Consider the following 25,668-nt stretch of genomic DNA (forward strand, 5'->3'; position numbering starts at 1 on the left):
ATGCCAAGCAAGATGACAGGATTTCGTTGCCCATTGTATGACCCCATGTGACATGTCGGGGAGCGGAGGGCACGCCACGGGGATGGGAGGAACCGTTCATGCGCCTGGGATTGTCAGCCCTCGCCGCGGGGCTGCTGGCCCTGCGCTTCCTGGCGGAATTGCCGTCGGTCGGCTGGCTGCTGGGCATGGCCGCCGCCGGACTGTTGCTGCTGTTCGGCCGGCTGTACTGGCTGGGGTTGTTCCTGCTCGGGTTCGCCTGGGCCTGCGGCTCGGCGCAAGTCGCCCTGGACGGACGCCTCGTCGCCGAGCTGGATGGTCGCACCCTTTGGCTGGAGGGGCGTGTGGTCGATCTGCCGGCGAGCGGCGAGGGCGTCACGCGCTTCCGGCTGGAGGAGGTCAGCGCTGCGCGGGGCGTGCTTCTTCCCGAGCGTCTGCGCCTGAGCTGGCGCGGCGCGCCGCCGCTGATGGGCGGCGAACGCTGGCGCCTGGCGGTGACCCTGAAACGCCCCCGCGGCCTGGTGAACGCGGCGGGTTTCGACTACGAGGCCTGGTTGTTGGCGCAGCGGGTCGGTGCCGTGGGCACGGTGAAGGCGGGCCAACGCCTGCAGCCGGCCAGCGGCCTGGATGCCTGGCGCGATGCCTGGCGCCAACGCCTGCTGGCGGTCGACGCACAGGGGCGCGGCGCCGCCCTGGCGGCGCTGGTGCTGGGGGATGGCTCGGGATTGAGTGCGGCCGAGTGGCGCATGTTCCAGGACACCGGCACCGTGCATCTGATGGTCATCTCCGGTTCGCATATCTCGTTGCTGGCGGGGATGCTCTATGGCCTGGTGGCGGCCTTGCATCGCCTGGGCTGCTGGCCGCGGCGCCTGCCCTGGCTGCCCTGTGCCTGCGCCCTGGGTTTGCTTGGTGCCTGGAGCTACGGGTTGATGGCGGGTTTCGAGGTCCCGGTGCGGCGTGCTTGCCTGATGGTCAGCCTGGCGCTGGTCTGGCGCCTGCGTTTCCGCCACCTGGGCTTGCTGACCCCGCTGCTGGCAACGCTGGTGCTGGTCTTGCTGGTCGAGCCGCTGGCCAGCCTGCAGGCGGGGTTCTGGCTGTCGTTCCTGGCGGTTGCCCTGCTGCTCTGGCTGTTCGCCGGGCGCCTTGGGCGCTGGCGCTGGTGGGCGGCCTGGGGGCGGGCGCAGTGGGGGATGGCGCTGGGGCTGGCGATGCCGCTGCTGGCGCTGGGCCTGCCGTTGAGCCTGAGCGGAGCGCCGGCCAACCTGCTGGCGGTGCCTTGGATCGAACTGCTGGTAGTGCCTCCGGCCCTGGCGGGGAGCCTGCTGCTATGGGTGCCCGGGCTGGGCGAGGGGCTGCTTCGCGCCGCTGGCGTTTCGCTGGACCTGCTGTTTCGTGCGCTTGGCCTGCTGGCGGGCCTGGCCGAGGCCTGGCAGCCACCCGCCGCAGCGGCCTGGAGCGTAGCGCTGGGCATGCTCGGCGCGCTCTGCTGGCTGGCGCCGGCTGGCTTGCCGTTGCGTGCCCTCGGTGCCGCGTTGCTACTGCCGGCATTGTTGCCGTCATCGCCGCCTGTCGAATGGGGGCGGGCGGAAGTGCGGGTGCTGGACGTCGGCCAGGGGCTGGCCGTGCTGGTGCGTACCCGGGAGCATGCCTTGCTCTATGACAGCGGTGCGCGGCAGGGGGCGTTCGACATGGGCGAGCGGGTGGTGGTGCCGGTGCTGCGCAGCCTGGACCTGCGGCGCCTGGACGGCCTGTTGCTGAGCCATGCCGACAACGACCATGCAGGCGGTGCTCCTACGGTCGCTTCCCGATTCCCGCCGGGTTGGCTGGTCAGCGGCGAACCCGCGCGCCTGCCTTCGCCGTTGTTCGCGGACAGCTGCGACGAGCGGAGCTGGTCCTGGGATGGCGTGGTTTTCGAACAGTGGGCATGGGCGCAGGCCGGCGACAGCAACGACCGCTCCTGTGTGCTGAGGGTCGAGGCCGATGGCGAAGTCCTGCTGCTGACCGGGGACATCTCGCGTGCGGCCGAGCATGCCTGGCTGGCGCGACAGGCCGATCCCCGGGTCGACTGGTTGCTGGCGCCGCATCATGGCAGCCGCAGTTCCTCCGGAGTCGCCTTCGTGTTGCGTACGCGACCTCGCCATGTGCTGGTCTCGCGAGGTTGGCGCAACGCCTTCGGCCATCCCCATGGCGAAGTGATGGAGCGTTACGCGAGGGTCGCCGCGCAGGTCCACGACACGGCACGCGACGGTGCCCTGACGTTTCTCCTCGGAAGCCGTGGCGGCGCACGCCGGGAGCGTGATTCGGCGCACTTCTGGCGGGAAAAATGAGAACCGTGGCGGTCGGCGGAAAAGGGTCGCTGTGCTAGAGTGGCGCCACTTTTTTTTCGGGGATATGCCACTGTGTGGGAACTGGTTCAAGCCGGCGGCTGGATGATGCTGCCGATCATTCTGAGTTCGATCGCCGCCACCGCCATCGTCGCGGAGCGCCTGTGGACGCTGCGCAAGAGCCGCGTCGCGCCGCCCGAGCTGCTCGGCCAGGTGTGGAAGCAGATCAAGGGCAAGCAACTGAGCGCCCAGAAGCTCAAGGACCTGCGCGCCAACTCGCCGCTGGGAGAGATCCTCGCCGCCGGTCTGGCCAACTCCAAGCACGGTCGCGAGATCATGAAGGAGTGCATCGAGGAGGCTGCTTCCGGTGTCATCCACGAGCTGGAGCGCTACCTCAACGCCCTCGGCACCATCGCCGCGATGGCGCCGCTGCTGGGCCTGCTGGGTACGGTGTTCGGCATGATCCAGATCTTCGGCGCCTTCATGGACAACGGCATGGCCAACTCGCCGATGCTCGCCGCGGGCATCTCCAAGGCATTGATCACCACCGCCGCCGGCCTGCTGGTGGCGATTCCGGCGGTGTTCTTCCATCGCTACCTGCTGCGGCGGGTCGACGAACTGGTGATCGCCATGGAGCAGGAGGCCATCAAGCTGGTGGAAGTGGTGCAGGGCGATCGTGAAGTCGACTACGTCGAGGAAGGCAAAGCGTGAAATTCCGCCGCAGACGGGCGGGTGCCGCCCGTGAAGACGTCTTCATCAACCTGGCGTCGCTGATCGACGTGATCTTCGTCCTGCTGCTGTTCTTCGTGGTCAGTACCACCTTCACCCGCCCCGAGCAGCTCAACATCGAGCTGCCATCGGCGGAGAGCGGCGAAACCGCCGGCACCGAGCAGAAGCAACTGGAACTCTCGGTGGATGCCGAGGGGCACTACGCCTTGAACGGGCAGGCGCTGGCCAAGAGCGACCTGGCCACCCTGATGGCGGCGATGCAGCGTGAATCGGCGGGCGACAACAACCTGCCGGTGGTGATCAGCGCCGATGCCAAGTCCACCCACCAGTCGGTGGTCACGGCGATGGACGCAGCGGGCAAGCTGGGCTTCGTCCACCTGCGCATCACCACGGTCGAGAACACGGCGGCCAAGCCCTGATGTCGTTCTCCGAGCGACTGCTCGCCGCCTGGTACCAGGGGCATCCGGCGCTGGCGCTGCTGCGTCCGCTGGAGGCTCTCTATCGTCGGGTGGCGAACGGCCGCCGGGCGGACTTCCTGTCCGGGCGCAAGCCCGCTTACCGGGCACCGCTGCCGGTGCTGGTGGTAGGCAATATCACCGTCGGCGGAACCGGCAAGACGCCGATGATCCTCTGGATGATCGAGCACTGCAGGGCTCGCGGCTTGCGGGTTGGCGTGATCAGCCGCGGCTATGGTGCCCGGCCGCCCACCACGCCGTGGCGGGTGCGGGCCGAGCAGGACGCCGCGGAGGCTGGCGACGAACCGCTGATGATTGTCCGGCGCAGCGGCGTGCCGCTGATGATCGACCCGGATCGTCCGCGCGCCCTGCAGGCGCTGCTCGCCGAAGAGCAGTTGGACCTGGTCCTCTGCGACGATGGCTTGCAGCACTATCGCCTGGCGCGCGATCTGGAACTGGTGCTGATCGATGCCGCGCGCGGTCTCGGCAATGGTCGTTGCCTGCCGGCCGGTCCGTTGCGCGAACCGGCGGAGCGTCTGGAAAGCGTCGACGCGCTGCTTTACAACGGCGCCGACGAGGATCCTGACGGCGGTTACGCATTCCGCTTGCAGCCTACTGCGCTGATCAACCTGCAGAGCGGCGAGCGCCGACCGCTGGAGCATTTTCCCGCGGGCCAGGAGGTCCATGCCCTGGCCGGGATCGGCAATCCGCAGCGTTTCTTCAGGACGCTCGAGGCGCTACACTGGCGGGCGATTCCGCATGCCTTCCCGGATCACGCGACCTACACGGCGGCCGAACTGGCGTTCAGCCCGCCGCTGCCGCTGCTGATGACCGAGAAGGATGCCGTTAAATGCCGGGCTTTCGCAGCGGCCGACTGGTGGTACCTGGCGGTCGATGCGGTGCCTTCCCCAGCATTCGTCGCCTGGTTCGACGCCCGACTCGAGCATCTCCTGGCGCGCTGACCGGCGGCCGTGCCGCCATTGTATGAAGGACTCCGCCATGGACCCGAAACTCCTCGATATCCTTGCCTGCCCGTTGACCAAGGGCCCGCTGGTGCTCAGCGAAGACAAGACCGAACTGATCAGCAAGCAGGCCGGCCTGGCCTATCCGATCCGCGACGGCATCCCGGTGATGCTGGAGAGCGAGGCTCGCTCCCTGAACGTGGACGAGCGGCTGGACAAGTAATGACCCAGGCGTTCACTGTCGTCATTCCCGCCCGCTACGCCTCCACTCGCCTGCCCGGCAAGCCATTGCAGGATATCGCCGGCCAGCCAATGATCCAGCGCGTCTGGAACCAGGCCCGCAAGAGCGCCGCCAGCCGCGTGGTCGTCGCCACCGACGACGAACGCATCCTGGCGGCGTGCCAGGGGTTCGGCGCCGAGGCGCTGCTGACGCGTGCCGAGCACAACTCCGGCACCGATCGCCTGGAGGAAGTCGCTTCCCGGCTCGGCCTGGCCAGCGATGCCATCGTGGTCAACGTCCAGGGCGACGAACCGCTGATCCCCCCGGCGCTCATCGACCAGGTGGCGGCCAACCTGGCGGCGCACCCGGAAGCTGCCATCGCTACCCTGGCCGAGCCGATTCATGAGGTCTCCGCGCTGTTCAATCCGAACGTGGTCAAGGTCGCCACCGACATCGACGGCCTGGCCCTGACTTTCAGTCGTGCGCCCTTGCCCTGGGCTCGTGACGCCTTCGCCCGCGATCGCGACAGCCTGCCGGAGGGCGTGCCCTATCGTCGCCACATCGGCATCTACGCCTATCGCGTGGGTTTCCTTGCCGATTTCGTCGCCTGGGGACCGTGCTGGCTGGAGAACGCCGAAAGCCTCGAGCAATTGCGCGCGCTCTGGCACGGGGTGCGAATCCATGTGGCCGATGCCCGCGAAACCATGCTTCCGGGCGTGGATACGCCGGAAGACCTCGAACGCGTTCGCCGCGTGCTGGGGGGCTGATGCGCGTCCTGTTCGTCTGCCTGGGCAACATCTGCCGGTCGCCCACCGCCGAAGGCGTGTTCCGGCGCAAGGTCGAGGAGGCCGGGCTGGCCTCCCGTATCCATGTCGATTCCGCCGGCACCGCCGGCTGGCATGTCGGCAAGGCACCTGACCAGCGCACCCGCCTGGCCGCGCAAAGGCGCGGCTACGATCTGTCGGCACTGCGTGGACGCCAGGTCGGCATCGAGGATTTCTCCTGCCATGACCTGATCCTGGCCATGGACCTGTCCAACCTGGCCGACCTCGAGACCCTGCGTGCCGGGCGCGGTGCCGCCGAACTGGATCTGTTCCTGCGTCGCTACGGGTCCGAGCGGGACGAAGTACCCGATCCCTACTATGGCGGCGAAGAAGGCTTCGAGCAGGTCCTCGACCTGATCGAACATGCCTGCGACCGTCTGTTGATCGAAGCCAAGGGGCGACTGTGAGCCTGGAACTGCAAGAGCATTGCTCGCTGAAGCCCTATAACACCTTCGGCATCGACGTGCGCGCCCGCCTGCTGGCCCACGCCCGGGACGAGGCTGATGTGCGCGAGGCCCTGGCCCTGGCTCGGGAGCGTGGATTGCCGCTGCTGGTGATCGGTGGTGGCAGCAACCTGCTGCTGACCCGTGACGTCGAGGCGCTGGTTTTGCGCATGGCCAGCCAGGGGCGGCGAATTGTTTCCGATGCCGCGGATTCGGTGTTGGTCGAGGCGGAGGCGGGCGAGGCCTGGGACCCATTCGTACAATGGAGCCTGGAGCGGGGCCTGGCCGGTCTGGAAAATCTCAGCCTGATTCCCGGCACCGTGGGTGCGGCGCCGATGCAGAACATCGGCGCCTATGGCGTGGAGCTGAAGGATGTCTTCGACAGCCTGACGGCGCTGGATCGCCAGGATGGAACCCTGCGTGAGTTCGATCGCCAGGCCTGCCGTTTCGGCTACCGCGACAGCCTGTTCAAGCAGGAGCCTGATCGCTGGCTGATCCTCCGCGTGCGCCTGCGCCTGACACGGCGGGAGAGGCTGCACCTGGACTACGGGCCGGTACGCCAGCGCCTGGAGGAGGAGGGCATCGCCAGTCCGACGGCCAGGGACGTAAGCCGGGTAATCTGCGCCATTCGCCGGGAAAAGCTGCCCGACCCCGCCGTATTGGGCAATGCCGGCAGCTTCTTCAAGAACCCGCTGGTGGATGCGGCGCAGGCCGAACGCTTGCGTCAGGCCTTCCCGGATCTGGTTGGCTATCCGCAGGCGGACGGTCGGCTGAAGCTGGCTGCAGGCTGGCTCATCGACAAGGGCGGCTGGAAGGGCTTTCGCGATGGCCCGGTGGGGGTACACGCGCAGCAGGCGCTGGTTCTGGTCAACCATGGCGGTGCCACCGGTGCCCAAGTCCAGGCATTGGCGGAGCGTATCCAGGAGGACGTCCGTCGGCGTTTCGGCGTCGAATTGGAGCCTGAACCCAATCTCTACTGAGGGTGCGGCTGGAGAATGAAAAAGGGATGCCGGCGACATCCCTTTTTCATTGTGCGTGTTCGGCGGCTCTGGTCATGACGGGCGGTATGCCGGAGTGCCGCGGAATGACACGCAAAAAAAAGGGGATGCCATGGCATCCCCTTTTTTCAGTCTGTCACTCAGGCATGCGGGCGCGAGGTTTCGCTTTCCTCGGTCTTTTTCGCGTGCTCCGTGTCGGTGGCGTCTTCGCCGGAAGCTTCAGGCTCGGCCTGTACCGCTTCCTGGGCTTCGTCCGCCTGGGACGGAACGTCGGCCTGGGCGATTTCTTCAGCCTGGGGTGCAGCAGGTTCCTCCTGGGCCGACGCTTCCTCGCTCGCTACAGCCGGGACCTCCTCGACGGCGGGAGCGGCCTGAGCTGCCGCTTCGGCTGCTGCTGCGGCTTCGCGTGCCAGACGCTCGGCTTCGCGTTGCAGGCGACGTTTTTCCCGTGGGTCGTTGAGGGCACGGCCGGTCGCGTTGGCCGGCACCGCCGCGATGGCCGGGGTCGGCTCCTCGGTGGTTGCGGGCTCGCTAGGGGCTGCTGCTTCGACGGGCACCGGGGCGGCAACTTCTTCGGCCGCTTCCGTTGCCGGTTGCACGGCGCTCTCGGCGTCTTCGCGGCTTTCCACGCTTTCGCTGGCGAAGGGAGCTTCTTCAGTGGCTTGCGCGACCAGCAGGGTGCTCTGGCCGGCTTCGTCCCGGACCACGCTGACGGTCACCGGCGCTTCGATGTCGGCGGTTTCGCCGGTATTGGCCTCGCTGTCCGCGTCCTGGGTTTCGACGGCTTCGCTGGTCGACGCGTCGGTCTCATCGCTTGCCGTGGTTTCGCTGGCAGCCTCGCTGGTAGTGGCCGGGGCTTGCTCCACGTTTGCTTCTACGGCTTCGCTGGCGACAGCGATACCGGCAGCGGCGGCGGCTGCGACGGTGTTCAGCGGCGCGGCGGCGTTATCGGTCGCCTCGCTGCCTTCCAGCTCACCGCTGACCTCGCGCTGGCGTTCGCGGCGGTTGCTGCGACGACGCTGGCCGCGGGAGCGGCGGCGCGGGCGCTCGCCATCGGTATCGTCCTGCTCGTCCTGCTCCAGGCTCTCGTCGTTCGGCAGCGCCTCGGCTTCCAGGGCCGCGGCGTCGCGAGCCTGGCGATCCTCGCGCGGCTGGCGCTCGGCGCGTTCTTCACGGCCTTCGCGGGGTTGGCGCTCTTCGCGGGCCGGGCGTTCGGCGCGCTCTTCGCGGCGGCGTTCGCTGCGTTCCTCGCGACCTTCGCGGCCTTCGCGCGGCTGGCGCTCTTCGCGGGGTGTCCGCTCGGCGCGCTCTTCACGGCCTTCGCGCGGCTGGCGCTCCTCGCGAGCCGGGCGCTCGGCGCGCTCTTCGCGGCGACGTTCGCTGCGCTCTTCGCGGTTCGGGCGTTCGGCGCGCTCTTCGCGCGGTTGGCGCTCTGCGCGTTCCTCGCGGGGCTTGCGCTCTTCGTCGCGGCGATTGCCATCGCGGCCATCGCGGCGGCGGTTCTGCTGGCGGCCGTTGCGACGCTCGTCCTGGCGGGTTTGGCGCTCGGCAGCCGGCTTGCTGGTTTCAGCAGGCTTGGCGGCAGGTTGATCCTTGCCTGCGAACAGGCCGACCAGGGACTTCACCAGGCCCTGGAACAGGCTCGGCTCGGGCATCGGCTTGGCCGGCTCGACCGGTGCTTCGGTGTGTTGCGGTGCGGGCTGCTGGGGAGCGACGGTCTTGACTGCTGCTTCCTGGCGGACCAGGGTGCGGGTCGAGCTGACCGGCTGGGCTTCTTCGTGCTCGACGGTGGCCATTTCGTAGCTGGTCTGGCCGGCAACCAGTTCGGGGCTGTCATCGCGCAGACGCTGGACTTCGAAATGCGGGGTTTCCAGATGATCGTCCGGCAGGATGAAGATGCGCGCGCGGGTACGCAGTTCGATCTTGGTGATGGCGTTGCGCTTCTCGTTGAGCAGGAAGGCGGCGACCTGGAAGGGCACGCGGGCGCGGACTTCCGCGGTGCGGTCCTTCAGGGCTTCTTCCTCGATCAGGCGCAGGATGGCCAGCGACAGCGACTCGACGTCGCGGATGATGCCCTGGCCGTTGCAGCGCGGGCAGACGATGCCGCTGGTCTCGCCGAGGGACGGACGCAGGCGCTGGCGGGACATTTCCAGCAGGCCGAAGCGCGAGATGCGACCGACCTGGACGCGCGCGCGGTCGGCCTCGAGGGCTTCGCGGACACGCTCTTCCACGGCGCGCTGGTTCTTCGCCGGGGTCATGTCGATGAAGTCGATGACGATCAGGCCGCCGATGTCACGCAGGCGCAGCTGGCGGGCGATTTCCTCGGCCGCTTCCAGGTTGGTCTGCAGGGCGGTTTCCTCGATGTCGCCGCCCTTGGTGGCGCGCGCCGAGTTGATGTCGATGGAAACCAGGGCCTCGGTCGGGTCGATGACGATGGAGCCGCCGGACGGCAGCTTCACTTCGCGCTGGAAAGCGGTCTCGATCTGGCTCTCGATCTGGAAGCGATTGAACAGCGGAACGCTGTCCTGGTACAGCTTCACCTTGCTGGCGTACTGCGGCATCACCTGGCGGATGAAGTTCAGGGCTTCTTCCTGGGCGTCGATGCTGTCGATCAGCACTTCGCCGATGTCCTGGCGCAGGTAGTCGCGGATGGCGCGGATGATGACGTTGCTTTCCTGGTAGATCAGGAAGGGCGCGCCACGTTCGCCGGACGCTTCCTTGATCGCGCTCCACAGTTGCAGCAGGTAGTCGAGGTCCCACTGCAGTTCCTCGGTGCTGCGGCCGAGGCCGGCGGTGCGCACGATCAGGCCCATGTCGGCCGGTGCGTTGAGGCCGTTCAGGGCCTCGCGCAGCTCGTTGCGTTCTTCGCCTTCGATACGGCGGGAGATGCCGCCGGCGCGCGGGTTGTTCGGCATCAGCACCAGGTAACGGCCGGCCAGGCTGATGAAGGTGGTCAGGGCGGCGCCCTTGTTGCCGCGCTCTTCCTTCTCGACCTGGACGATGACTTCCTGGCCTTCGCTCAGGACTTCCTTGATGTTGATCCGGCCTTCGGGGGATTTCTTGAAGTATTCGCGGGAGATTTCTTTGAGGGGGAGGAAGCCGTGGCGTTCGGCGCCGAAGTCGACGAAGGCGGCTTCGAGGCTGGGTTCGACGCGAGTGATGCGGCCTTTGTAGATGTTGGCCTTCTTCTGCTCGCGGGCGCCCGACTCGATGTCGAGGTCGAACAGGCGTTGGCCGTCGACCAGTGCAACACGCAACTCCTCGGGTTGAGTCGCGTTGATCAGCATTCTTTTCATGTAGTACCAATGGTTTCCGGGGCTACCGGAAACGGCGATCGGCACACACGACTCTCACGGTCGGTGCTCGGGCGCGTATTCAGGAATGGCGGGCCATTCCCGTGTCCAGCGGCGCTCGGCACTGGGTGCCGGTCCGCGACTACGTCTCCTGCTTCCTGTGTTTCAGAAGCACTTGAGTCAGGAGGAGGAATCGGCTGTCGGAGGCGGACGAAAAATGCGTCTGGATCAAGCTAGAAGCTACGCAGTCCAACAGCCGTACATCTCCACCCTACACATGTTCCTTAAGAATCGGGCGCCGCTCGCAGTATCCGGAGCGGGTTGGCATCTCGCGCTCACCGAAGTGGTCGCGGCTCATGTTTCAAGGCTTTGGTTTCGAGTCGTTAGCGGGTTGGAAATTTTCGTATTTCCGCTGAAACGCCTCTGTAGGACGGCCTGACGTCCGTTCAAAGTGTTTGCAGGCGAGGGGGAAATGCAGGTTGGCAATCATCCGCAGGCCAGGCCGCTTATGGCGGCTTCCCGACTATAGCAGCAATGATTAAGTGCTTCAATTGAATGAAAAATTGTTATGATGTACGGATGACTACTCCCGCCTCTCCGACCACCGGTGTCCAGCTGCTCGATGTGCCGCCGGAACTGGCTGGTCAACGTATCGACAATTTCCTTATCGCCCGTCTCAAGGGTGCGCCCAAGACCCTGATCTATCGCATCCTGCGTAAGGGCGAAGTGCGCGTGAACAAGGGGCGGATCAAGCCCGACTATCGGCTCCAGGCCGGAGACCAGGTGCGCGTGCCGCCGCTGCGCCTGGCCGAGCGTGATGAGCCGGCGCCGCTGGCGCAGGGGCTGCTGGAGCGGATGGAGGCGGCGATCGTCTACGAGGACAAGGCGCTGATCGTGGTCAACAAGCCCGCCGGGATCGCCGTGCATGGCGGCAGCGGCGTGAGCGCCGGGGTCATCGAGGTGTTTCGCCAGTTGCGCCCCGATGCCAAGGATATCGAATTGGTGCATCGTCTCGATCGCGATACCTCCGGTCTGCTGATGATCGCCAAGAAGCGCAGCATGTTGCGTCACCTGCATGAGGCCCTGCGGGGCGAGAAGATCGTCGACAAGCGCTATCACGCCCTGGTCCGTGGCCACTGGCCGGCTGGCAAGAAGAACGTGCGCGCGCCGCTGCTGAAGAACAACCTGCGCTCGGGCGAGCGGATGGTCGAGGTGAACGTCGAGGGCAAGGACGCGCTGACCGAGTTCCGGGTGCTGCGTCGCTTCGGCGATTTCGCCACCCTGGTGGAAGCGCGCCCGATCACCGGGCGGACCCACCAGATCCGCGTGCATGCCAAGCACGCCGGGCATGCCATCGCCGGCGACCCGAAGTATGGCGACGAGGATTTCTCCCGCGAGATCCGCGAGCTGGGCGGCAAGCGCCTGTTCCTGCATGCCGCGCAGTTGCGCGTGCCGCTGCCCGACGGGCAGGTGCTGGAGCTGGAGGCGCCGGTGGACGAGATGTGGCAGCGTTCGCTGGAGCGTTTGAATGACTGATTACGCGTTGCTGGTATTCGATTGGGACGGCACCCTGGTCGACTCGATCGCGCGCATCGTCGATTCGATGAAGGCAGCGGCGCGGGAAACCGCTCTGCCGGAGCGGGACGATACCCGGATCAAGGGCATCATCGGCCTCGGCTTGCCCGAGGCGATCGCTTCGCTCTATCCGGAGGTTGGCGATCCTGCTCTGGTCGAGCGTTTCCGGCGTGCCTACAGCGAGCATTACCTGGCGCAGGAGGTGCAGCCGTCGCGGTTGTTCCCCGGCGTGGCCGAAGCCATGGTGCATTTTCGCGAGGCAGGGTTCCGCCTGGCGGTCGCCACCGGCAAGAGTCGGCGCGGCCTGGACCGGGTGCTGGCGGGGCATGGCTGGAGCGATTTCTTCGATATCACCCGCTGCGCCGACGAAACGGCCAGCAAGCCGGACCCGTTGATGCTCCACGAGATCCTGGCGCACTGCCGGGTCGAGCCGGGGCGGGCGCTGATGATCGGTGATTCGCCGTTCGACCTGGAAATGGCGCGACGGGCGGGGATGGATTCGGTTGCGGTGGCCTATGGCGCCCAATCGCTGGAGCAGTTGCGGCCTTATGCGCCGCGGCTGGAAGTTGAGCATTTCACCGAGTTGCGCGCCTGGTTGGGCGGTGCTCGACGTGAGGCGGTTTCAGGAGTGGTTGAGCATGTCTGACGAGTGGAAGTCGGAAACGCCGAAGGCGAATGACGACAAGAGCTGGAAGCTGCTGGAGAAGGCGGTTCTCGCCGGGGTCCAGGAGCAGCGGCGGGCGCGGCGCTGGGGGATATTCTTCAAGTCGCTGACCTTCATCTATCTCTTTGTCGTGCTGCTGGCCTTCAGTCCGTTCGGCAGCCTGGAGAAATCGGCCTCGCGCAGCGGTAGCCACACGGCACTGATCGAGGTGAAGGGCATGATCGCCGACGATGAGCCGGCCAGCGCCGACAATATCGTCACGGCCCTGCGCGCGGCGTTCAAGGATGAGGGGACCAAGGGGATCGTCCTGCGGATCAACAGTCCGGGCGGCAGTCCGGTGCAGTCGGGCTATATCTATGACGAGATTCGTCGCCTGCGCGGCGAGCACCCGAACGTCAAGGTCTATGCGGTGATCAGCGACCTGGGTGCCTCCGGCGCCTACTACATCGCCAGCGCCGCCGACCAGATCTACGCTGACAAGGCCAGTCTGGTCGGTTCCATCGGCGTGACGGCGGCCAGCTTCGGTTTCGTCGGCACCATGGAGAAGCTCGGTGTCGAGCGACGCGTCTATACCTCCGGCGAGCACAAGTCGTTCCTCGATCCTTTCCAGCCGCAAAAGCCCGAGGAGACTCAGTTCTGGCAGCAGGTGCTGGATACTACCCACAAGCAGTTCATCGACAGCGTGAAAAAAGGGCGCGGCGACCGGCTCAAGGTCGAGGGGCATCCGGAGCTGTTCTCGGGTCTGGTCTGGTCCGGCGAACAGGCATTGCAGCTCGGTTTGATCGACGGTCTGGGCAATGCCAGCTATGTGGCGCGCGAAGTGGTGAAGGAGAAGAAGATCGAGGATTACACCGTGCAGGAGTCGCCTTTCGATCGCTTCGCCAAGAAGTTCGGTGCCAGTGTGGCGGAGCGCCTCGCGCTGTGGATGGGCTGGCAGGGCCCGGTATTGCGCTGAGAGCGTTTCCCTTCCTTATATAAAGAAGCCCGGCCGAAGCCGGGCTTCTTTATATGGGAATGCCGGATATGGGAATGCCGGCTCAGGGGATTTCGACGCCTTCCTCGAGGAGCATGTCGACCAGGCGGATCAGGGGCAGCCCTACCAGGCTGGTGGCGTCCTCTCCTTCGGTGGCGCGGAACAGGCTGACGCCTAGGCCTTCCGCCTTGAAGCTGCCGGCGCAGTCCAATGGGCGTTCCGCTTCGATGTAGCGGCGGATGCGGCTCTCGTCGAGGTGGCGGAAGTGCACGGTGAACGGCACGCATGCCACCTGGATGCGCCGGCTGGCGCTGTTGAGGAGGGCCAGTCCGGTGAGGAAGGTCACGCTCTTGCCGCTGGCGTCCCGTAGCTGCTGGATGGCGCGTTCGGGGGTGTGCGGCTTGCCGAGGATGTCGCCGTCGAGTACGGCGACCTGGTCGGAGCCGATCACCAGGTGTTGCGGATAGCGTCCGGCCAGCGCTTCGGCCTTGCTGGCGGAAAGGCGGCGCACCAGTTCCTCGGCACTTTCCCCGGGGCGATGGCTTTCGTCGATATCGGGGCTGGCGCTTTCGAAGGGAAGGCGCAGGCGGGTCAGGAGTTCGCGTCGGTAGGGGGAGCTGGAGGCGAGGATCAGGTCGGGCATGAGGTTCTCCATGGCGAGCGGCCGATTTTAACGAAAAGACTCGTCCTTACAGCGGTTTATGGCTAATTTCCTTTGACAGGCGCGGGGGCGTCCCTATAATGGCGCGCTTATGTTGAATGGGCCGATTCCACCTCATATCGATCCGCGCAAGTTGGTCGACCGCGGCGCCACCCTCGAGGGTGTGTACGCGCTCGCCGATATGCCGCGTGTATGCGAGCAACTGACCAGCGATGCCGGTGAGGTGCGCGTGAAGGTTTCCTTCGAGCGCGACCACCAGAAGCTGGCGGTCATGCATATGCAGCTCGATACCGAGGTGAGCATGGTATGCCAACGCTGCCTGGATGCGGCGGCCATTCCCGTGCATGGCGAATATACCTACGCCATTCTTCGGGAAGGTCAGTCCGCCGACGGTCTGCCGAAGGGGTACGATGCGCTGGAAGTGGGGGAGGAACCCCTGGACCTGCTGGCGCTGGTCGAGGACGAGCTGTTGCTCGCCTTACCCATCGTTCCGGCCCATGACCCCGAAGTATGTCAGCACCCGGCTGGATTCGTCGTCGAAGACGAGCCGGAGTCGAGCGAAGTCGAGGACAAGCGTCCTAATCCGTTCAGCGTACTGGCACAGTTGAAGCGTGACCCAAACGTTTAGGAGTTAATCAATCATGGCTGTTCAGCAGAACAAAAAGTCTCGTTCCGCTCGTGACATGCGTCGTTCCCACGATGCGCTCGAGTCCAATGCTCTGTCCGTGGAAAAGAGCACAGGTGAAGTCCACCTGCGCCACCACGTATCCCCGGACGGCTTCTATCGCGGCCGTAAGGTAGTAGACAAGGGCTCCGACGAGTAATCCTTGTCCGCACCAATCATCGCGATTGATGCAATGGGTGGGGACTTCGGTCCCCACTGCGTTGTTCCGGCCTCTATTGCCTTCCTGGCCGAGAATTCCTCTTCGCAACTGATCCTCGTCGGTCAGCCTGCACTCCTCGAAGAACTCCTTTCCCGCTATCCGTCGCTCGACCGGCAGCGCCTGCGCGTGCATGCGGCCAGCGAAGTGATAGGTTCAGACGAACGTCCCTCCCAGGCCTTGCGTGGCAAGCCGGACGCTTCCATGCGCGTGGCGCTGGAGCTGGTCCGCGACGGCCGGGCGCACGCGTGTGTCAGCGCCGGCAATACCGGGGCGTTGATGGCGCTGTCGCGGCACCTGCTGAAGACCCTGCCCGGTATCGACCGCCCTGCGATGGTGACGGCGGTTCCGACCGAGAAGGGGCATTGTCATCTGCTCGACCTCGGCGCCAACGTGGATTGCAGTGCCGAGCATCTCTATCAGTTCGCGGTGATGGGCGCGGTGGCGGCAGAGGCCTTGGGCTGCGTCTCGCCCCGGGTCGCCCTGCTCAACGTGGGGACCGAGGAGATCAAGGGCAACCAGCAGGTCAAGCTGGCGGCGAGTCTGTTGCAGAAGGCGCAGGGGTTGAATTTCAGCGGATATATAGAGGGCGATGGCCTGTATCGCGGCGAGGCCGACGTGGTGGTCTGCGACGGTTTCGTCGGCAACATCCTGCTGAAAGCCAGCGAAGGCCTGGCTGCCATGGTGTCGGCGCGGATCGAACAGCGCTTCCGCGATGGACTGGCGGCGAAGCTGGTCGGTGCGCTGGCGTTGCCGCTGCTGCGCCAGCTGCGCGGCGATATCGCTCCGGCACGCTATAACGGCGCCAGTTTCCTCGGATTGCAGGGGATAGTGGTGAAAAGCCATGGGTCTGCCGCCGAGGAGGGTTTCCAGAGCGCCTTGCGTCGCGCGGCACTGGAAGTCCGGGAAAACCTGCCGCAACGATTGCATGGCCGTCTCGAGCATCTGCTGCTCTAATGTGTGACCGGGCGGTCCAGGCAGCCATCCAACACTCAGTTTCCTGCGCCAGTCGCGGCTGGCGCGTTATCTCCGACGAGCAAAAGACCACAAGGGACCTATTCAATGTCTGCATCCCTCGCATTCGTCTTCCCCGGCCAGGGTTCGCAATCCCTCGGCATGCTGGCCGAGCTGGGCGCCCAGCAGGCGCTGGTGCGCGATACCTTCGCCGAGGCCTCCGAGGCGCTCGGTTACGACCTTTGGGCGCTGGTCCAGAATGGTCCTGAAGAGCACCTGAACCAGACCGACAAGACCCAGCCGGCCATCCTCACGGTTTCGATCGCGCTCTGGCGCCTCTGGCTGGCCGAGGGCGGTGCGCGCCCGGCGTTCGTCGCCGGGCACAGCCTGGGCGAATATTCCGCGCTGGTCGCGGCCGAAAGCCTGGCGTTCGCCGATGCGGTCAAGCTGGTCGAGCGTAGGGGCCAACTGATGCAGCAGGCGGTTCCGGCGGGGCAGGGCGGCATGGCCGCGATCCTTGGCCTGGAAGACGCCGATGTATTGGCGGCCTGTGCCGAGGCGGCCCAGGGCGAGGTGGTCAGCGCGGTCAACTTCAACGCGCCGGGGCAGGTAGTGATCGCCGGTGCCGCGGCTGCCGTTGAACGTGCCATCGAGGCATGCAAGGCACGCGGCGCCAAGCGCGCGGTGGCGCTGCCAGTCAGCGTGCCGTCGCATTGCGAACTGATGCGTCCGGCCGCCGAGCAGTTCGCCGCCTCGGTCGAAAGCCTGCAGTGGCAGGCGCCGAAGATTGCGCTGGTGCAGAACGTCAGCGCCGCCGTGCCGGCTGATCTCGATACGCTGCGCCGCGACCTGCTGGCACAGCTGTACAGCCCGGTTCGCTGGGTGGAGAGCATCCAGCTGCTGGCGGAAAAGGGCGTCACCGAGCTGGTCGAGTGCGGGCCGGGCAAGGTCCTGGCAGGCCTCAACAGGCGCTGCGCGAAGGGCATCAATACCCATGGCCTGGATGGCGTCGAGGCGTTCGCCGCCACGCGCGCCGCCCTGGCCTGAGAGAGAGAAAGGAGAGAATCCCATGAGTCTGCAAGGTAAGGTCGCATTGGTAACCGGCGCCAGCCGTGGCATCGGCCAGGCGATTGCGCTGGAACTGGGGCGCCTGGGTGCCGTGGTCATCGGCACCGCGACCAGCGCGTCCGGCGCCGAGAAGATCGCCGAAACCCTCAAGGCCAATGGCGTCGAGGGTGCGGGCCTGGTCCTGGACGTTTCCAGCGACGAATCCGTAGCCGCGACCCTGGAGCACATCCAGCAGCATCTCGGCCAACCGCTGATCGTGGTCAATAACGCCGGCATCACCCGCGATAATCTGCTGGTGCGCATGAAAGACGACGAGTGGTTCGATGTGGTCAACACCAACCTGAACAGTCTCTACCGTCTGTCGAAAGCCGTTCTGCGCGGTATGACCAAGGCCCGCTGGGGGCGCATCATCAACATCGGTTCCGTGGTCGGCGCCATGGGCAATGCCGGGCAAACCAACTATGCCGCGGCGAAGGCCGGCCTGGAGGGCTTCACCCGTGCGCTGGCCCGGGAAGTCGGTTCGCGTGCCATTACCGTGAATGCGGTGGCGCCGGGCTTCATCGACACCGACATGACCCGCGAGCTGCCGGAAGCCCAGCGCGAAGCGCTGCTGGGCCAGATTCCGCTGGGTCGCCTGGGGCAGGCGGAAGAGATCGCCAAGGTGGTCGGCTTCCTCGCTTCGGACGGCGCAGCCTATGTGACCGGGGCCACCGTGCCGGTCAATGGTGGGATGTACATGAGCTGAATGTGACGTTACCTTTCTCGGGTCTGTCATAAGCGCTGTCTAGAATTCGTTGCGGAATTGCAGCCGGGTTATTAGATAGAATTATCGAAGTGGCCGTGGGAAGGTGAGGCGTTCAGCTTGAAAAGCAGAAAACCCTTTCTATACACTTACCCGCAGCCCAGCTGCTCGGATTTTCCATAGGAGTGAAAACAAGGTATGAGCACCATCGAAGAACGCGTTAAGAAGATCGTCGCTGAACAACTCGGCGTGAAGGAAGAAGAAGTCACCAACAGCGCTTCCTTCGTCGAAGACCTGGGCGCCGACTCCCTTGACACCGTCGAGCTGGTGATGGCTCTGGAAGAGGAATTCGAGACCGAAATCCCTGACGAGAAAGCTGAAAAGATCACCACCGTTCAGGAAGCCATCGACTACATCGTTGCTCACCAGCAATAAGTAGTCGTCGGATTTTCCGACGTGGAAAAGCCGCACAGCCTGTAAGGGCGTGCGGCTTTTCTTTAGCGCCTTACCTACTCTGGTAGTCTGTCGGCGCAACCCCGTGAAATGAGAAAGAGGAAGTCGTAGTGTCGCGTAGACGCGTCGTCATTACTGGCATGGGCATGCTGTCGCCGCTGGGCCTGGATGTCCCGAGCAGTTGGGAAGGTATTCTCGCCGGTCGCAGCGGGATCGCCCCGATCGAGCATATGGACCTGTCCGCCTATTCCACCCGCTTCGGTGGTTCGGTCAAGGGTTTCAATGTCGAGGAATACCTGTCCGCCAAGGAAGCCCGCAAGCTCGACCTGTTCATCCAGTACGGTCTCGCCGCCAGCTTCCAGGCCGTTCGCGATTCCGGCCTGGAGGTCACCGACGCCAATCGTGAGCGTATCGGCGTATCCATGGGTTCCGGTATCGGCGGCCTGACCAATATCGAGAACAACTGCCGATCCCTGTTCGAGCAGGGGCCGCGGCGCATCTCGCCGTTCTTCGTGCCCGGTTCGATCATCAACATGGTTTCCGGCTTCCTGTCGATCCACCTGGGTCTGCAGGGGCCCAACTACGCCCTCACCACCGCCTGCACCACCGGTACCCACAGCATCGGCATGGCTGCTCGCAACATCGCCTATGGCGAGGCCGACGTGATGGTCGCCGGCGGTTCCGAAATGGCTGCCTGCGGTCTCGGCCTGGGCGGTTTCGGCGCGGCTCGCGCGCTCTCCACTCGCAACGACGAGCCGACCCGTGCCAGCCGTCCGTGGGACCGGGATCGCGACGGCTTCGTCCTGTCCGACGGTTCCGGCGCCCTGGTGCTCGAAGAACTGGAGCACGCCCGTGCCCGCGGCGCGCGGATCTATGCCGAGCTGGTTGGCTTCGGCATGAGCGGCGACGCTTTCCACATGACCGCGCCGCCGGAAGACGGCGCCGGTGCCGCCCGCTGCATGAAGAACGCGCTGCGCGATGCCGGCCTGGATCCTCGGCAGGTCGATTACATCAACGCCCATGGCACCTCCACCCCGGCCGGCGACATCGCCGAGATCGCCGCGGTGAAGAGCGTGTTCGGCGAGCATGCCCATGCGCTGTCGATGAGTTCGACCAAGTCGATGACCGGCCACCTGTTGGGTGCCGCCGGTGCGGTGGAGGCGATCTTCAGCGTGCTGGCCCTGCGCGACCAGGTCGCCCCGCCGACCATCAACCTGGACAACCCGGACGAAGGTTGCGACCTCGACCTGGTGGCCCACGAAGCCAAGCCGCGCAAGATCGACGTGGCCCTGTCGAACTCGTTCGGTTTCGGCGGGACCAACGGCACCCTGGTGTTCCGCAGGTTCGCCGACTGATGCTGGACTGGGTCGACGGCCGGCCCGCCGCCGAGCTGTCCGTGCGCGATCGCGGACTGGCCTATGGCGACGGGCTGTTCGAGACCCTGGCGGTGCGCGCCGGCACGCCGCGTCTCCTGGAACGCCACCTGGCGCGCCTGGAAGAGGGGTGTCGACGCCTGGCGATCCCTCTCGACGCCGCAGCGTTGCGCCAGGAGTTGCTGGCGTTCTGCGCGGCGCTGGGCGACGGTGTCGCCAAGCTGATCGTCACCCGCGGCGAGGGTTTGCGTGGCTACGCGCCGCCTGCCGAGGCCTCGCCGCGGCGAATCCTCTCCGGATCGCCGCGTCCGGCCTATCCCGAGCGCCACTGGCAGCAAGGCGTGCGCCTGTTCGCCTGCCGTACGCGCCTGGCCGAGCAGCCCCTGCTGGCCGGCCTCAAGCACCTCAATCGCCTGGAGCAGGTCCTCGCCCGTGCCGAGTGGAGCGACGCCGGGCATGCCGAAGGGCTCATGCTGGACGTGCACGAGCGGGTGGTGGAGGGGGTGTTCAGCAACCTGCTGCTGGTTCTCGACGGCACCCTCGTGGCGCCTGACCTGCGGCGCTGCGGCGTCGCGGGAGTGATGCGCGCGGAATTGCTCGAGCGCGCCGAAGGAATCGGCGTCCCGCTGGCGATACGGGATGTTTCCATGGCTGAACTGGCGACGGCCGACGAGGTCTTTCTGTGCAACAGCCAGTTCGGCATCTGGCCGGTCCGGGCATTGGACGAGCACGTCTGGCCGGTCGGCGAGCTGACCCGTAAACTGCAAGACCAACTTCGCGACGACCTGGATTTCTGACTTTGATGCGCAAACTGCTGGTGCTGCTGGAGAGTGGCCTGTTGTTCGTTGGCCTCTGCGTCGGCCTGGCTGCATGGCAGCAGCAGCGGGCGCTGGAGCAGCCCCTGCAATTGACCGAGGAGCGCCTGCTGGACGTTTCCTCGGGCTCCACGCCGGGCGGCATGCTCGCGCGTCTGGAGCAGGAAGAGGTGCTCCATGGCGCGTTCTGGCTGCGCCTCTACTGGCGTTTCAACCTGCCGGGCCAGGCCCTGCACAGCGGTGAATACCGCCTCTTGCCGGGGATGACGGGCGCCGACCTGCTGGAACTCTGGCGTGAAGGCGAGGTGGTGCAGTACAGCCTGACCCTGGTCGAGGGCTGGAGTTTCCGCCAGGTGCGCGAAGCGCTCGCCAGGCAGGGCAAGCTGGAGCAGACCCTGGCCGGCCTGAGCGACGGCGAGATCATGCAACGCCTCGGCAAGCCCGACGAAGTGGCCGAAGGGCGCTTCTTCCCCGATACCTACCGCTACACCCGTGGCATGCGCGACATCGACATACTGCGCAAGGCCTACCAGCGCATGCAGACCATCCTCGCCAAGGAATGGGATGGCCGCAGCCAGGATCTGCCTTATCGCGACGCCTACCAGGCGCTGATCATGGCCTCGCTGGTGGAAAAGGAAACCGGCGTGCCGGAAGAGCGTTCGCAGATCGCCGGCGTCTTCGTCCGCCGCCTGCAGCGCGGCATGCTGTTGCAGACCGATCCGACGGTGATCTATGGCATGGGCGAGCGCTACAACGGCAAGATCACCCGCGCCGACCTGCGCGAACCGACCCCTTACAATACCTATGTGGTGCCGGGCATGCCGCCGACCCCGATCGCCCTGGCCGGGCGCGAGGCGATTCGCGCCGCGCTGCATCCGGCCGAGGGCGAGACCCTGTATTTCGTGGCGCGCGGCGATGGCAGCCATGTGTTCTCCAGCAGCCTGGACGAACACAACAAGGCGGTCCGCGAGTATCAGTTGAAGCGTCGCTCGGACTATCGCTCCAGCCCCGCGCCCATCACCCCGCCGCCACAATGAGCGGCGCAGTCAAGATAAGGAGTGCCGTGTGACCGGCCTGTTCGTCACCCTGGAGGGCCCGGAAGGGGCCGGCAAGAGCACCAACCGCGACTACCTGGCCGAGCGCCTGCGCGAGCGCGGCATCGAGGTGCAGTTGACCCGCGAGCCTGGCGGCACGCCTCTCGCCGAGCGCATCCGTGAGCTGCTGCTGGCGCCCAGCGACGAGCCGATGGCCGCCGATACCGAGCTGTTGCTGATGTTCGCCGCGCGGGCCCAGCATATCGCCGGGGTCATCCGTCCGGCACTGGCGCGCGGGGCCGTGGTGCTCTGCGATCGCTTCACCGATGCCACCTATGCCTACCAGGGCGGCGGGCGCGGCTTGCCGGAGGCGCGCATCGCCGCGCTGGAAAGCTTCGTCCAGGGCGACCTGCGGCCCGACCTCACGCTGGTCTTCGACCTGCCGGTGGAAATCGGCCTGGCGCGGGCGGCGGCGCGTGGCCGGCTCGACCGTTTCGAGCAGGAGGACCGACGCTTCTTCGAGGCCGTGCGTCAGACCTACCTGCAGCGCGCCGCGCAGGCCCCGGAGCGTTACCAGGTGCTCGACGCCGGGTTGCCGCTGGCCGAGGTGCAGGCTGGCCTGGATCGGCTGCTGCCGAATCTGCTGGAGCGTCTGAATGGCTGATATCTATCCCTGGCAGCAGGCGCTCTGGAGCCAACTGGGCGGCCGCGCCCAGCACGCCCACGCCTATCTGCTTTACGGTCCCGCAGGGATCGGCAAGCGCGCCCTAGCCGAGCATTGGGCCGCCCAGCTGCTCTGCCAGCGGCCCGCCGCCGCTGGCGCATGCGGCGAGTGCAAGGCCTGCCAGTTGCTGGCCGCCGGTACCCATCCGGACTACTTCGTGCTGGAGCCGGAGGAAGCGGAGAAACCGATCCGGGTCGACCAGGTCCGCGACCTGGTTGGCTTCGTGGTGCAGACCGCGCAACTGGGCGGGCGCAAGGTCGTGTTGCTCGAGCCCGCCGAGGCGATGAACGTGAACGCCGCCAACGCCCTGTTGAAAAGCCTCGAAGAGCCCTCGGGCGATACCGTGCTGCTGCTGATCAGCCACCAGCCCAGCCGCCTGTTGCCGACCATCAAGAGCCGCTGCGTGCAGCAGGCCTGCCCTTTGCCGGGCGCGGCGGCGAGTCTGGAATGGCTGGCGCGGGCCCTGCCCGACGAGCCGGCCGAGGCCCTGGAGGAACTGTTGGCGCTTTCCGGCGGCTCGCCGCTCACCGCCCAGCGCCTGCACGGCCAGGGTGTGCGCGAGCAGCGCGCGCAGGTGGTCGAGGGGGTGAAGAAGCTGCTCAAGCAGCAGATCGCCGCCAGCCCACTGGCCGAAAGCTGGAACAGCGTGCCGCTGCCATTGCTGTTCGACTGGTTCTGCGACTGGACGCTGGGCATCCTGCGCTACCAGTTGACCCGCGACGAGGAGGGGCTGGGGCTGGCCGACATGCGCAAGGTGATCCAGTACCTGGGCGACAAGTCCGGGCAGGCCAAGGTGCTGGCCATGCAGGACTGGCTGCTGCAACAGCGGCAGAAAGTGTTGAACAAGGCCAACCTCAACCGTGTCCTGCTTCTCGAAGCCCTGCTGGTGCAGTGGGCAAGCCTGCCCGGGCCGGGCTAGAATCCCGCTGATATTCGACTGGCAGGAACCTGCATGAGTTTGCCACCCAATCTGGGGCCGCGTAACGGCATCCTGTCCTTGACCATCAAGGACAAGTCCGTGCTTTACGCCGCCTACATGCCGTTCATCAGGAACGGCGGGCTGTTCATTCCCACCAACAAGAACTACAAGCTTGGCGACGAGGTCTTCATGCTGCTCAACCTGATGGAAGAGCCGGAGAAGATCCCGGTGGCCGGCAAGGTCGTCTGGATCACCCCGAAGGGCGCTCAGGGCAACCGTGCGGCGGGCATCGGCGTGCAGTTCAACGACGGTGACAACACCGCCCGCAACAAGATCGAAACCTACCTGGCCGGGGCGCTGAAGTCGGACCGGCCGACCCACACGATGTAACGCTAGACAGGATCATGCTGGTCGATTCCCACTGCCACCTCGATCGCCTCGACCTGGCCGCCCATGGCGGCTCGCTCGATGCGGCGCTGGATGCCGCGCGAGCGCGTGGCGTCGGTCAATTCCTCTGCATCGGCGTCAGCGCCGACAATGCCCAGGCGGTGAAGGCCCTGGCCGAGCGCTATGCCGACGTGCACTGTTCGGTCGGCGTGCACCCGCTGGACCTGGAGCCCGGAAGCGCGCCAGCGCTGGACTGGCTGCTAGGCGAACTGGCGCATCCGCGGGTGGTGGCGATCGGCGAGACCGGCCTCGACTACCACTACGAACCGGAAGCCGCCGAGTTGCAGCAGGAGGCGTTTCGCCTGCACCTGGAAGCCGCGCGGATCACCGCCAAGCCAGTGATCGTGCACACCCGCGAGGCGCGCGCCGATACGCTGGCGCTGCTGCGCGAGGCGGCGTTGCCGCAGGCCGGCGTGCTGCATTGCTTCACCGAGGACTGGGAGATGGCGCGATCGGCGCTGGACCTGGGCTTCTACATTTCCCTGTCCGGCATCGTCACCTTCCGCAATGCCGATGCCCTGCGCGAGGTGGCTCGCCAGGTACCGGCCGACCGGCTGCTGGTGGAGACCGACTCGCCCTACCTGGCGCCGATTCCCCATCGCGGCAAGCCGAACCTGCCGGAATACGTGCGCGATGTCGCCGAATTCCTCGCGACGTTGCGTGGCGTCAGCCTGGAAACCCTGGCGGAGCAGACTACCGCCAATTTCCATCGGCTGTTTCCGTTGGCCCGCTAGGCCGGCGCATGGATAAAAAAAACCCGGGTTCTGGGGGATGAATCCGGGTCAAGACCATTAGGAGTGGAACAAAGGTACGCATTCCTCGGTACCTTCACTGGCTGGGTACTTGGGGGGAGATACCGCGCGCCAGTACCTTTCAGTATTGGTCATGTTCGTGGGGCGTCCAGACAGGGCTGGCGGTTTTTTAAACAGATTTGGAATACCCTCGCCGTCCTTGAGCACCTAGGTGCCTGCGACCTGGCGCAAGATCGCCAGAGTGTCGTCGATCACCGTCGAACTCGTGTAGAAGTGCGGGGAAAAACGGATACCTCCGCCACGCTGGGCGCAAATGACCCGCTCCTGGCGAAGCGTTTCGAAGAGTGTCCGGCTGTCCTGGCCGTCCAGGCTGAAGGTGAGGATGCCCGCGCGTCGGCTCGGGTTCCGCGGACTGTGCAGGCGTACCCCGGGAATTCCCGACAGACCGTCCTGTAGCCACTGGACACGCTCGGCGATGTCTCTGCCGACCCGCTCCATGCCGACCTCCTCCAACAGCCCCAGGCTGGCCTCCAGGGCCATCGCGCCGAGCATGTTCGGGCTGCCGCATTCGAAGCGCCGGGCGCTGCGCGCCGGCCGCCAGTCGCGACGCTCGTAATCGAGGGCATGTTCCAGCATGTGCCAGCCATATTCGTGCAGCGCCAGGCGCTCGCGCTGCTCGGGATGGCAATAGAAGACGCCCAGCCCTTCGGGGCCGAGCATCCACTTGTGCCCATCGGCCATGGCGAAGGCACAATCGTAGGCCTGTACGTCGAAGGGCAGGGCGCCGAGCTGCTGGATCGCGTCGATGCAGAACAGCACGCCGCGGCGGCGACATCCCGTGCCGATGCGCTCCAGGTCAAGGCGCAGGCCGCTGGCGTACTGCACCGCGCTGATCGACAGCAGGCGGGTGCGTGGGCCGCAGGCGGCGAGCAGGGCGCCCTCGGGGTCGTCGCCGGCGAGACTGACCTCGACCACTTCGACGCCGCGCGGGCGCAAGGCTTCCCAGACCACTCTATTGGAGGGGAACTCCTCGTTGCCGATGACGACCTGGTCGCCCTCTCGCCAATCCAGGCCGAAGGCTACGAAGGAAAGCGCCTCGGAGGTGTTCTTGACCAGTGCGAGGTCGCTGCCGGCGCGCGCATTGAGCAGTCGGGCAAGGCGCTCGCGCAGGCGATGTTCTATCTTCAGCCATTCCGGATAGTCGCTGGCGCCGTGGGCGACGTTCTCCCGGGCGAAGGCGCTCACCGCGTCGGCGGCGCGTCTAGGCCAGGGTGCGACCGCTGCGTGGTTGAGGTAGCGCAGACCGTTGGTCTGGTCGAATTCGTCCTGGTAACAATTCATCGTCGGATGTTCCGTGCATTTTCGTGCTGAATAGGCATAATACGCGG

The 25,668-nt window shown here is 66.1% G+C and carries 27 protein-coding genes; 24 read left to right on the top strand and 3 right to left on the bottom strand.

Annotated elements, in window-relative coordinates; translation table 11 throughout:
- The first annotated feature begins 98 nt into the window (after nucleotides 1–98).
- The 8 genes from HMPREF2914_RS25170 (at nucleotide 99) to murB (ending at nucleotide 6,934) form a co-directional block, all read left to right on the top strand.
- Nucleotides 99–2,324 carry a DNA internalization-related competence protein ComEC/Rec2 gene (locus tag HMPREF2914_RS25170; protein ID WP_023091591.1) on the top strand — a complete coding sequence of 742 codons (2,226 nt, stop codon included), beginning with the start codon at nucleotides 99–101 and terminating at the stop codon, nucleotides 2,322–2,324.
- A gap of 72 nt (nucleotides 2,325–2,396) precedes the next feature.
- Nucleotides 2,397–3,032, top strand: a complete 636-nt coding sequence (locus HMPREF2914_RS25175) for a MotA/TolQ/ExbB proton channel family protein (protein WP_003091163.1) — start codon at nucleotides 2,397–2,399, stop codon at nucleotides 3,030–3,032.
- Nucleotides 3,029–3,469 (top strand): ExbD/TolR family protein, encoded by a 441-nt coding sequence (locus tag HMPREF2914_RS25180; protein WP_003091161.1) that lies wholly within the window; start codon nucleotides 3,029–3,031, stop codon nucleotides 3,467–3,469. The genes HMPREF2914_RS25175 and HMPREF2914_RS25180 overlap by 4 nt, the downstream gene beginning before the upstream one ends.
- Entirely contained in the window at nucleotides 3,469–4,467 is a 999-nt protein-coding gene (gene lpxK, locus HMPREF2914_RS25185) for a tetraacyldisaccharide 4'-kinase (protein ID WP_003091159.1), read from the top strand. Before HMPREF2914_RS25180 ends, lpxK begins: the two co-directional genes overlap by 1 nt.
- Before the next feature lie 37 nt (nucleotides 4,468–4,504).
- Entirely contained in the window at nucleotides 4,505–4,690 is a 186-nt protein-coding gene (locus HMPREF2914_RS25190; RefSeq protein WP_003091157.1) for a Trm112 family protein, read from the top strand.
- On the top strand, nucleotides 4,690–5,454 hold the full coding sequence (gene kdsB / locus HMPREF2914_RS25195) for a 3-deoxy-manno-octulosonate cytidylyltransferase (protein ID WP_003091155.1): 765 nt from the start codon (nucleotides 4,690–4,692) through the stop codon (nucleotides 5,452–5,454). Before HMPREF2914_RS25190 ends, kdsB begins: the two co-directional genes overlap by 1 nt.
- The gene (locus HMPREF2914_RS25200) at nucleotides 5,454–5,918 is read left to right on the top strand and encodes a low molecular weight protein-tyrosine-phosphatase (protein ID WP_003091154.1); all 465 of its coding nucleotides are present in this window, start codon (nucleotides 5,454–5,456) and stop codon (nucleotides 5,916–5,918) included. Before kdsB ends, HMPREF2914_RS25200 begins: the two co-directional genes overlap by 1 nt.
- The gene (gene murB, locus HMPREF2914_RS25205; RefSeq protein ID WP_003124431.1) at nucleotides 5,915–6,934 is read left to right on the top strand and encodes a UDP-N-acetylmuramate dehydrogenase; all 1,020 of its coding nucleotides are present in this window, start codon (nucleotides 5,915–5,917) and stop codon (nucleotides 6,932–6,934) included. Before HMPREF2914_RS25200 ends, murB begins: the two co-directional genes overlap by 4 nt.
- Nucleotides 6,935–7,092: 158 nt before the next feature.
- On the opposite strand, the gene rne is transcribed toward murB, so the two are convergent.
- Nucleotides 7,093–10,248 carry a ribonuclease E gene (rne, locus tag HMPREF2914_RS25210; protein WP_031687588.1) on the bottom strand — a complete coding sequence of 1,052 codons (3,156 nt, stop codon included), beginning with the start codon at nucleotides 10,246–10,248 and terminating at the stop codon, nucleotides 7,093–7,095.
- 576 nt (nucleotides 10,249–10,824) lie between these two features.
- On the opposite strand from rne, the gene rluC reads away from it, so the two are divergent.
- Genes rluC through sppA form a run of 3 tightly spaced genes read left to right on the top strand, consistent with a single transcriptional unit; the run spans nucleotide 10,825 to nucleotide 13,439 of the window.
- Nucleotides 10,825–11,781 carry a 23S rRNA pseudouridine(955/2504/2580) synthase RluC gene (gene rluC, locus HMPREF2914_RS25215; protein ID WP_003104143.1) on the top strand — a complete coding sequence of 319 codons (957 nt, stop codon included), beginning with the start codon at nucleotides 10,825–10,827 and terminating at the stop codon, nucleotides 11,779–11,781.
- Nucleotides 11,774–12,466 carry an HAD-IA family hydrolase gene (locus HMPREF2914_RS25220; protein WP_003130699.1) on the top strand — a complete coding sequence of 231 codons (693 nt, stop codon included), beginning with the start codon at nucleotides 11,774–11,776 and terminating at the stop codon, nucleotides 12,464–12,466. Before rluC ends, HMPREF2914_RS25220 begins: the two co-directional genes overlap by 8 nt.
- Entirely contained in the window at nucleotides 12,459–13,439 is a 981-nt protein-coding gene (gene sppA / locus HMPREF2914_RS25225) for a signal peptide peptidase SppA (RefSeq protein WP_003091146.1), read from the top strand. The genes HMPREF2914_RS25220 and sppA overlap by 8 nt, the downstream gene beginning before the upstream one ends.
- 82 nt (nucleotides 13,440–13,521) lie before the next feature.
- Here sppA and HMPREF2914_RS25230 read toward each other — a convergent pair whose 3' ends face one another.
- Complete coding sequence (locus HMPREF2914_RS25230) at nucleotides 13,522–14,100, bottom strand: Maf family protein (protein ID WP_003130701.1); 579 nt, start codon at nucleotides 14,098–14,100, stop codon at nucleotides 13,522–13,524.
- Nucleotides 14,101–14,209: 109 nt separating this feature from the next.
- On the opposite strand from HMPREF2914_RS25230, the gene HMPREF2914_RS25235 reads away from it, so the two are divergent.
- From HMPREF2914_RS25235 to HMPREF2914_RS25295, 13 genes are all read left to right on the top strand, one after another.
- The gene (locus tag HMPREF2914_RS25235; RefSeq protein ID WP_003091144.1) at nucleotides 14,210–14,746 is read left to right on the top strand and encodes a YceD family protein; all 537 of its coding nucleotides are present in this window, start codon (nucleotides 14,210–14,212) and stop codon (nucleotides 14,744–14,746) included.
- A gap of 13 nt (nucleotides 14,747–14,759) precedes the next feature.
- The gene (gene rpmF / locus HMPREF2914_RS25240; RefSeq protein WP_003091143.1) at nucleotides 14,760–14,942 is read left to right on the top strand and encodes a 50S ribosomal protein L32; all 183 of its coding nucleotides are present in this window, start codon (nucleotides 14,760–14,762) and stop codon (nucleotides 14,940–14,942) included.
- Nucleotides 14,943–14,945: 3 nt separating this feature from the next.
- The gene (gene plsX, locus HMPREF2914_RS25245; RefSeq protein ID WP_071537900.1) at nucleotides 14,946–15,956 is read left to right on the top strand and encodes a phosphate acyltransferase PlsX; all 1,011 of its coding nucleotides are present in this window, start codon (nucleotides 14,946–14,948) and stop codon (nucleotides 15,954–15,956) included.
- Between the two features lie 105 nt (nucleotides 15,957–16,061).
- Nucleotides 16,062–17,000, top strand: a complete 939-nt coding sequence (gene fabD, locus HMPREF2914_RS25250) for an ACP S-malonyltransferase (protein WP_003104134.1) — start codon at nucleotides 16,062–16,064, stop codon at nucleotides 16,998–17,000.
- A gap of 22 nt (nucleotides 17,001–17,022) precedes the next feature.
- Complete coding sequence (gene fabG / locus HMPREF2914_RS25255) at nucleotides 17,023–17,766, top strand: 3-oxoacyl-ACP reductase FabG (protein ID WP_003091137.1); 744 nt, start codon at nucleotides 17,023–17,025, stop codon at nucleotides 17,764–17,766.
- 195 nt (nucleotides 17,767–17,961) lie between these two features.
- Nucleotides 17,962–18,198, top strand: a complete 237-nt coding sequence (acpP, locus tag HMPREF2914_RS25260; RefSeq protein ID WP_003091135.1) for an acyl carrier protein — start codon at nucleotides 17,962–17,964, stop codon at nucleotides 18,196–18,198.
- Between the two features lie 128 nt (nucleotides 18,199–18,326).
- Entirely contained in the window at nucleotides 18,327–19,571 is a 1,245-nt protein-coding gene (gene fabF / locus HMPREF2914_RS25265) for a beta-ketoacyl-ACP synthase II (protein ID WP_003104132.1), read from the top strand.
- Entirely contained in the window at nucleotides 19,571–20,386 is an 816-nt protein-coding gene (gene pabC / locus HMPREF2914_RS25270; RefSeq protein ID WP_003110198.1) for an aminodeoxychorismate lyase, read from the top strand. Before fabF ends, pabC begins: the two co-directional genes overlap by 1 nt.
- Nucleotides 20,387–20,391: 5 nt before the next feature.
- Nucleotides 20,392–21,441 (top strand): endolytic transglycosylase MltG, encoded by a 1,050-nt coding sequence (gene mltG / locus HMPREF2914_RS25275; RefSeq protein WP_003130717.1) that lies wholly within the window; start codon nucleotides 20,392–20,394, stop codon nucleotides 21,439–21,441.
- Nucleotides 21,442–21,469: 28 nt separating this feature from the next.
- Nucleotides 21,470–22,102 (top strand): dTMP kinase, encoded by a 633-nt coding sequence (gene tmk / locus HMPREF2914_RS25280; protein WP_003122486.1) that lies wholly within the window; start codon nucleotides 21,470–21,472, stop codon nucleotides 22,100–22,102.
- Complete coding sequence (locus HMPREF2914_RS25285; RefSeq protein ID WP_003110200.1) at nucleotides 22,095–23,081, top strand: DNA polymerase III subunit delta'; 987 nt, start codon at nucleotides 22,095–22,097, stop codon at nucleotides 23,079–23,081. The genes tmk and HMPREF2914_RS25285 overlap by 8 nt, the downstream gene beginning before the upstream one ends.
- A 33-nt stretch (nucleotides 23,082–23,114) precedes the next feature.
- A complete protein-coding gene (locus HMPREF2914_RS25290; RefSeq protein WP_003091119.1) occupies nucleotides 23,115–23,471 on the top strand; it encodes a PilZ domain-containing protein in 357 nt (118 codons plus the stop codon).
- A 14-nt stretch (nucleotides 23,472–23,485) separates the two neighbouring features.
- The gene (locus tag HMPREF2914_RS25295) at nucleotides 23,486–24,262 is read left to right on the top strand and encodes a TatD family hydrolase (RefSeq protein WP_003091117.1); all 777 of its coding nucleotides are present in this window, start codon (nucleotides 23,486–23,488) and stop codon (nucleotides 24,260–24,262) included.
- Nucleotides 24,263–24,487: 225 nt separating this feature from the next.
- Here HMPREF2914_RS25295 and HMPREF2914_RS25300 read toward each other — a convergent pair whose 3' ends face one another.
- On the bottom strand, nucleotides 24,488–25,621 hold the full coding sequence (locus tag HMPREF2914_RS25300) for an aminotransferase class V-fold PLP-dependent enzyme (protein WP_003110201.1): 1,134 nt from the start codon (nucleotides 25,619–25,621) through the stop codon (nucleotides 24,488–24,490).
- Nucleotides 25,622–25,668 lie beyond the last annotated feature (47 nt).

It is taken from the genome of Pseudomonas sp. HMSC067G02, assembly GCF_001813485.1.
Lineage (GTDB): Bacteria > Pseudomonadota > Gammaproteobacteria > Pseudomonadales > Pseudomonadaceae > Pseudomonas > Pseudomonas aeruginosa.

What these genes read in the sequence shown, in the direction of transcription:
- rpmF (WP_003091143.1), top strand. Translation starts at nt 14,760, where the DNA reads ATGGCTGTTCAGCAGAACAAAAAGTCTCGTTCCGCTCGTGACATGCGT.
- HMPREF2914_RS25200 (WP_003091154.1), top strand. Translation starts at nt 5,454, where the DNA reads ATGCGCGTCCTGTTCGTCTGCCTGGGCAACATCTGCCGGTCGCCCACC.
- HMPREF2914_RS25235 (WP_003091144.1), top strand. Translation starts at nt 14,210, where the DNA reads ATGTTGAATGGGCCGATTCCACCTCATATCGATCCGCGCAAGTTGGTC.
- rluC (WP_003104143.1), top strand. Translation starts at nt 10,825, where the DNA reads ATGACTACTCCCGCCTCTCCGACCACCGGTGTCCAGCTGCTCGATGTG.
- acpP (WP_003091135.1), top strand. Translation starts at nt 17,962, where the DNA reads ATGAGCACCATCGAAGAACGCGTTAAGAAGATCGTCGCTGAACAACTC.
- HMPREF2914_RS25170 (WP_023091591.1), top strand. Translation starts at nt 99, where the DNA reads ATGCGCCTGGGATTGTCAGCCCTCGCCGCGGGGCTGCTGGCCCTGCGC.
- HMPREF2914_RS25300 (WP_003110201.1), bottom strand. Translation starts at nt 25,621, where the DNA reads ATGAATTGTTACCAGGACGAATTCGACCAGACCAACGGTCTGCGCTAC.
- rne (WP_031687588.1), bottom strand. Translation starts at nt 10,248, where the DNA reads ATGAAAAGAATGCTGATCAACGCGACTCAACCCGAGGAGTTGCGTGTT.
- HMPREF2914_RS25220 (WP_003130699.1), top strand. Translation starts at nt 11,774, where the DNA reads ATGACTGATTACGCGTTGCTGGTATTCGATTGGGACGGCACCCTGGTC.
- fabD (WP_003104134.1), top strand. Translation starts at nt 16,062, where the DNA reads ATGTCTGCATCCCTCGCATTCGTCTTCCCCGGCCAGGGTTCGCAATCC.
- HMPREF2914_RS25230 (WP_003130701.1), bottom strand. Translation starts at nt 14,100, where the DNA reads ATGCCCGACCTGATCCTCGCCTCCAGCTCCCCCTACCGACGCGAACTC.
- pabC (WP_003110198.1), top strand. Translation starts at nt 19,571, where the DNA reads ATGCTGGACTGGGTCGACGGCCGGCCCGCCGCCGAGCTGTCCGTGCGC.
- fabG (WP_003091137.1), top strand. Translation starts at nt 17,023, where the DNA reads ATGAGTCTGCAAGGTAAGGTCGCATTGGTAACCGGCGCCAGCCGTGGC.
- HMPREF2914_RS25285 (WP_003110200.1), top strand. Translation starts at nt 22,095, where the DNA reads ATGGCTGATATCTATCCCTGGCAGCAGGCGCTCTGGAGCCAACTGGGC.
- HMPREF2914_RS25190 (WP_003091157.1), top strand. Translation starts at nt 4,505, where the DNA reads ATGGACCCGAAACTCCTCGATATCCTTGCCTGCCCGTTGACCAAGGGC.
- sppA (WP_003091146.1), top strand. Translation starts at nt 12,459, where the DNA reads ATGTCTGACGAGTGGAAGTCGGAAACGCCGAAGGCGAATGACGACAAG.
- mltG (WP_003130717.1), top strand. Translation starts at nt 20,392, where the DNA reads ATGCGCAAACTGCTGGTGCTGCTGGAGAGTGGCCTGTTGTTCGTTGGC.
- HMPREF2914_RS25295 (WP_003091117.1), top strand. Translation starts at nt 23,486, where the DNA reads ATGCTGGTCGATTCCCACTGCCACCTCGATCGCCTCGACCTGGCCGCC.
- HMPREF2914_RS25290 (WP_003091119.1), top strand. Translation starts at nt 23,115, where the DNA reads ATGAGTTTGCCACCCAATCTGGGGCCGCGTAACGGCATCCTGTCCTTG.
- kdsB (WP_003091155.1), top strand. Translation starts at nt 4,690, where the DNA reads ATGACCCAGGCGTTCACTGTCGTCATTCCCGCCCGCTACGCCTCCACT.
- lpxK (WP_003091159.1), top strand. Translation starts at nt 3,469, where the DNA reads ATGTCGTTCTCCGAGCGACTGCTCGCCGCCTGGTACCAGGGGCATCCG.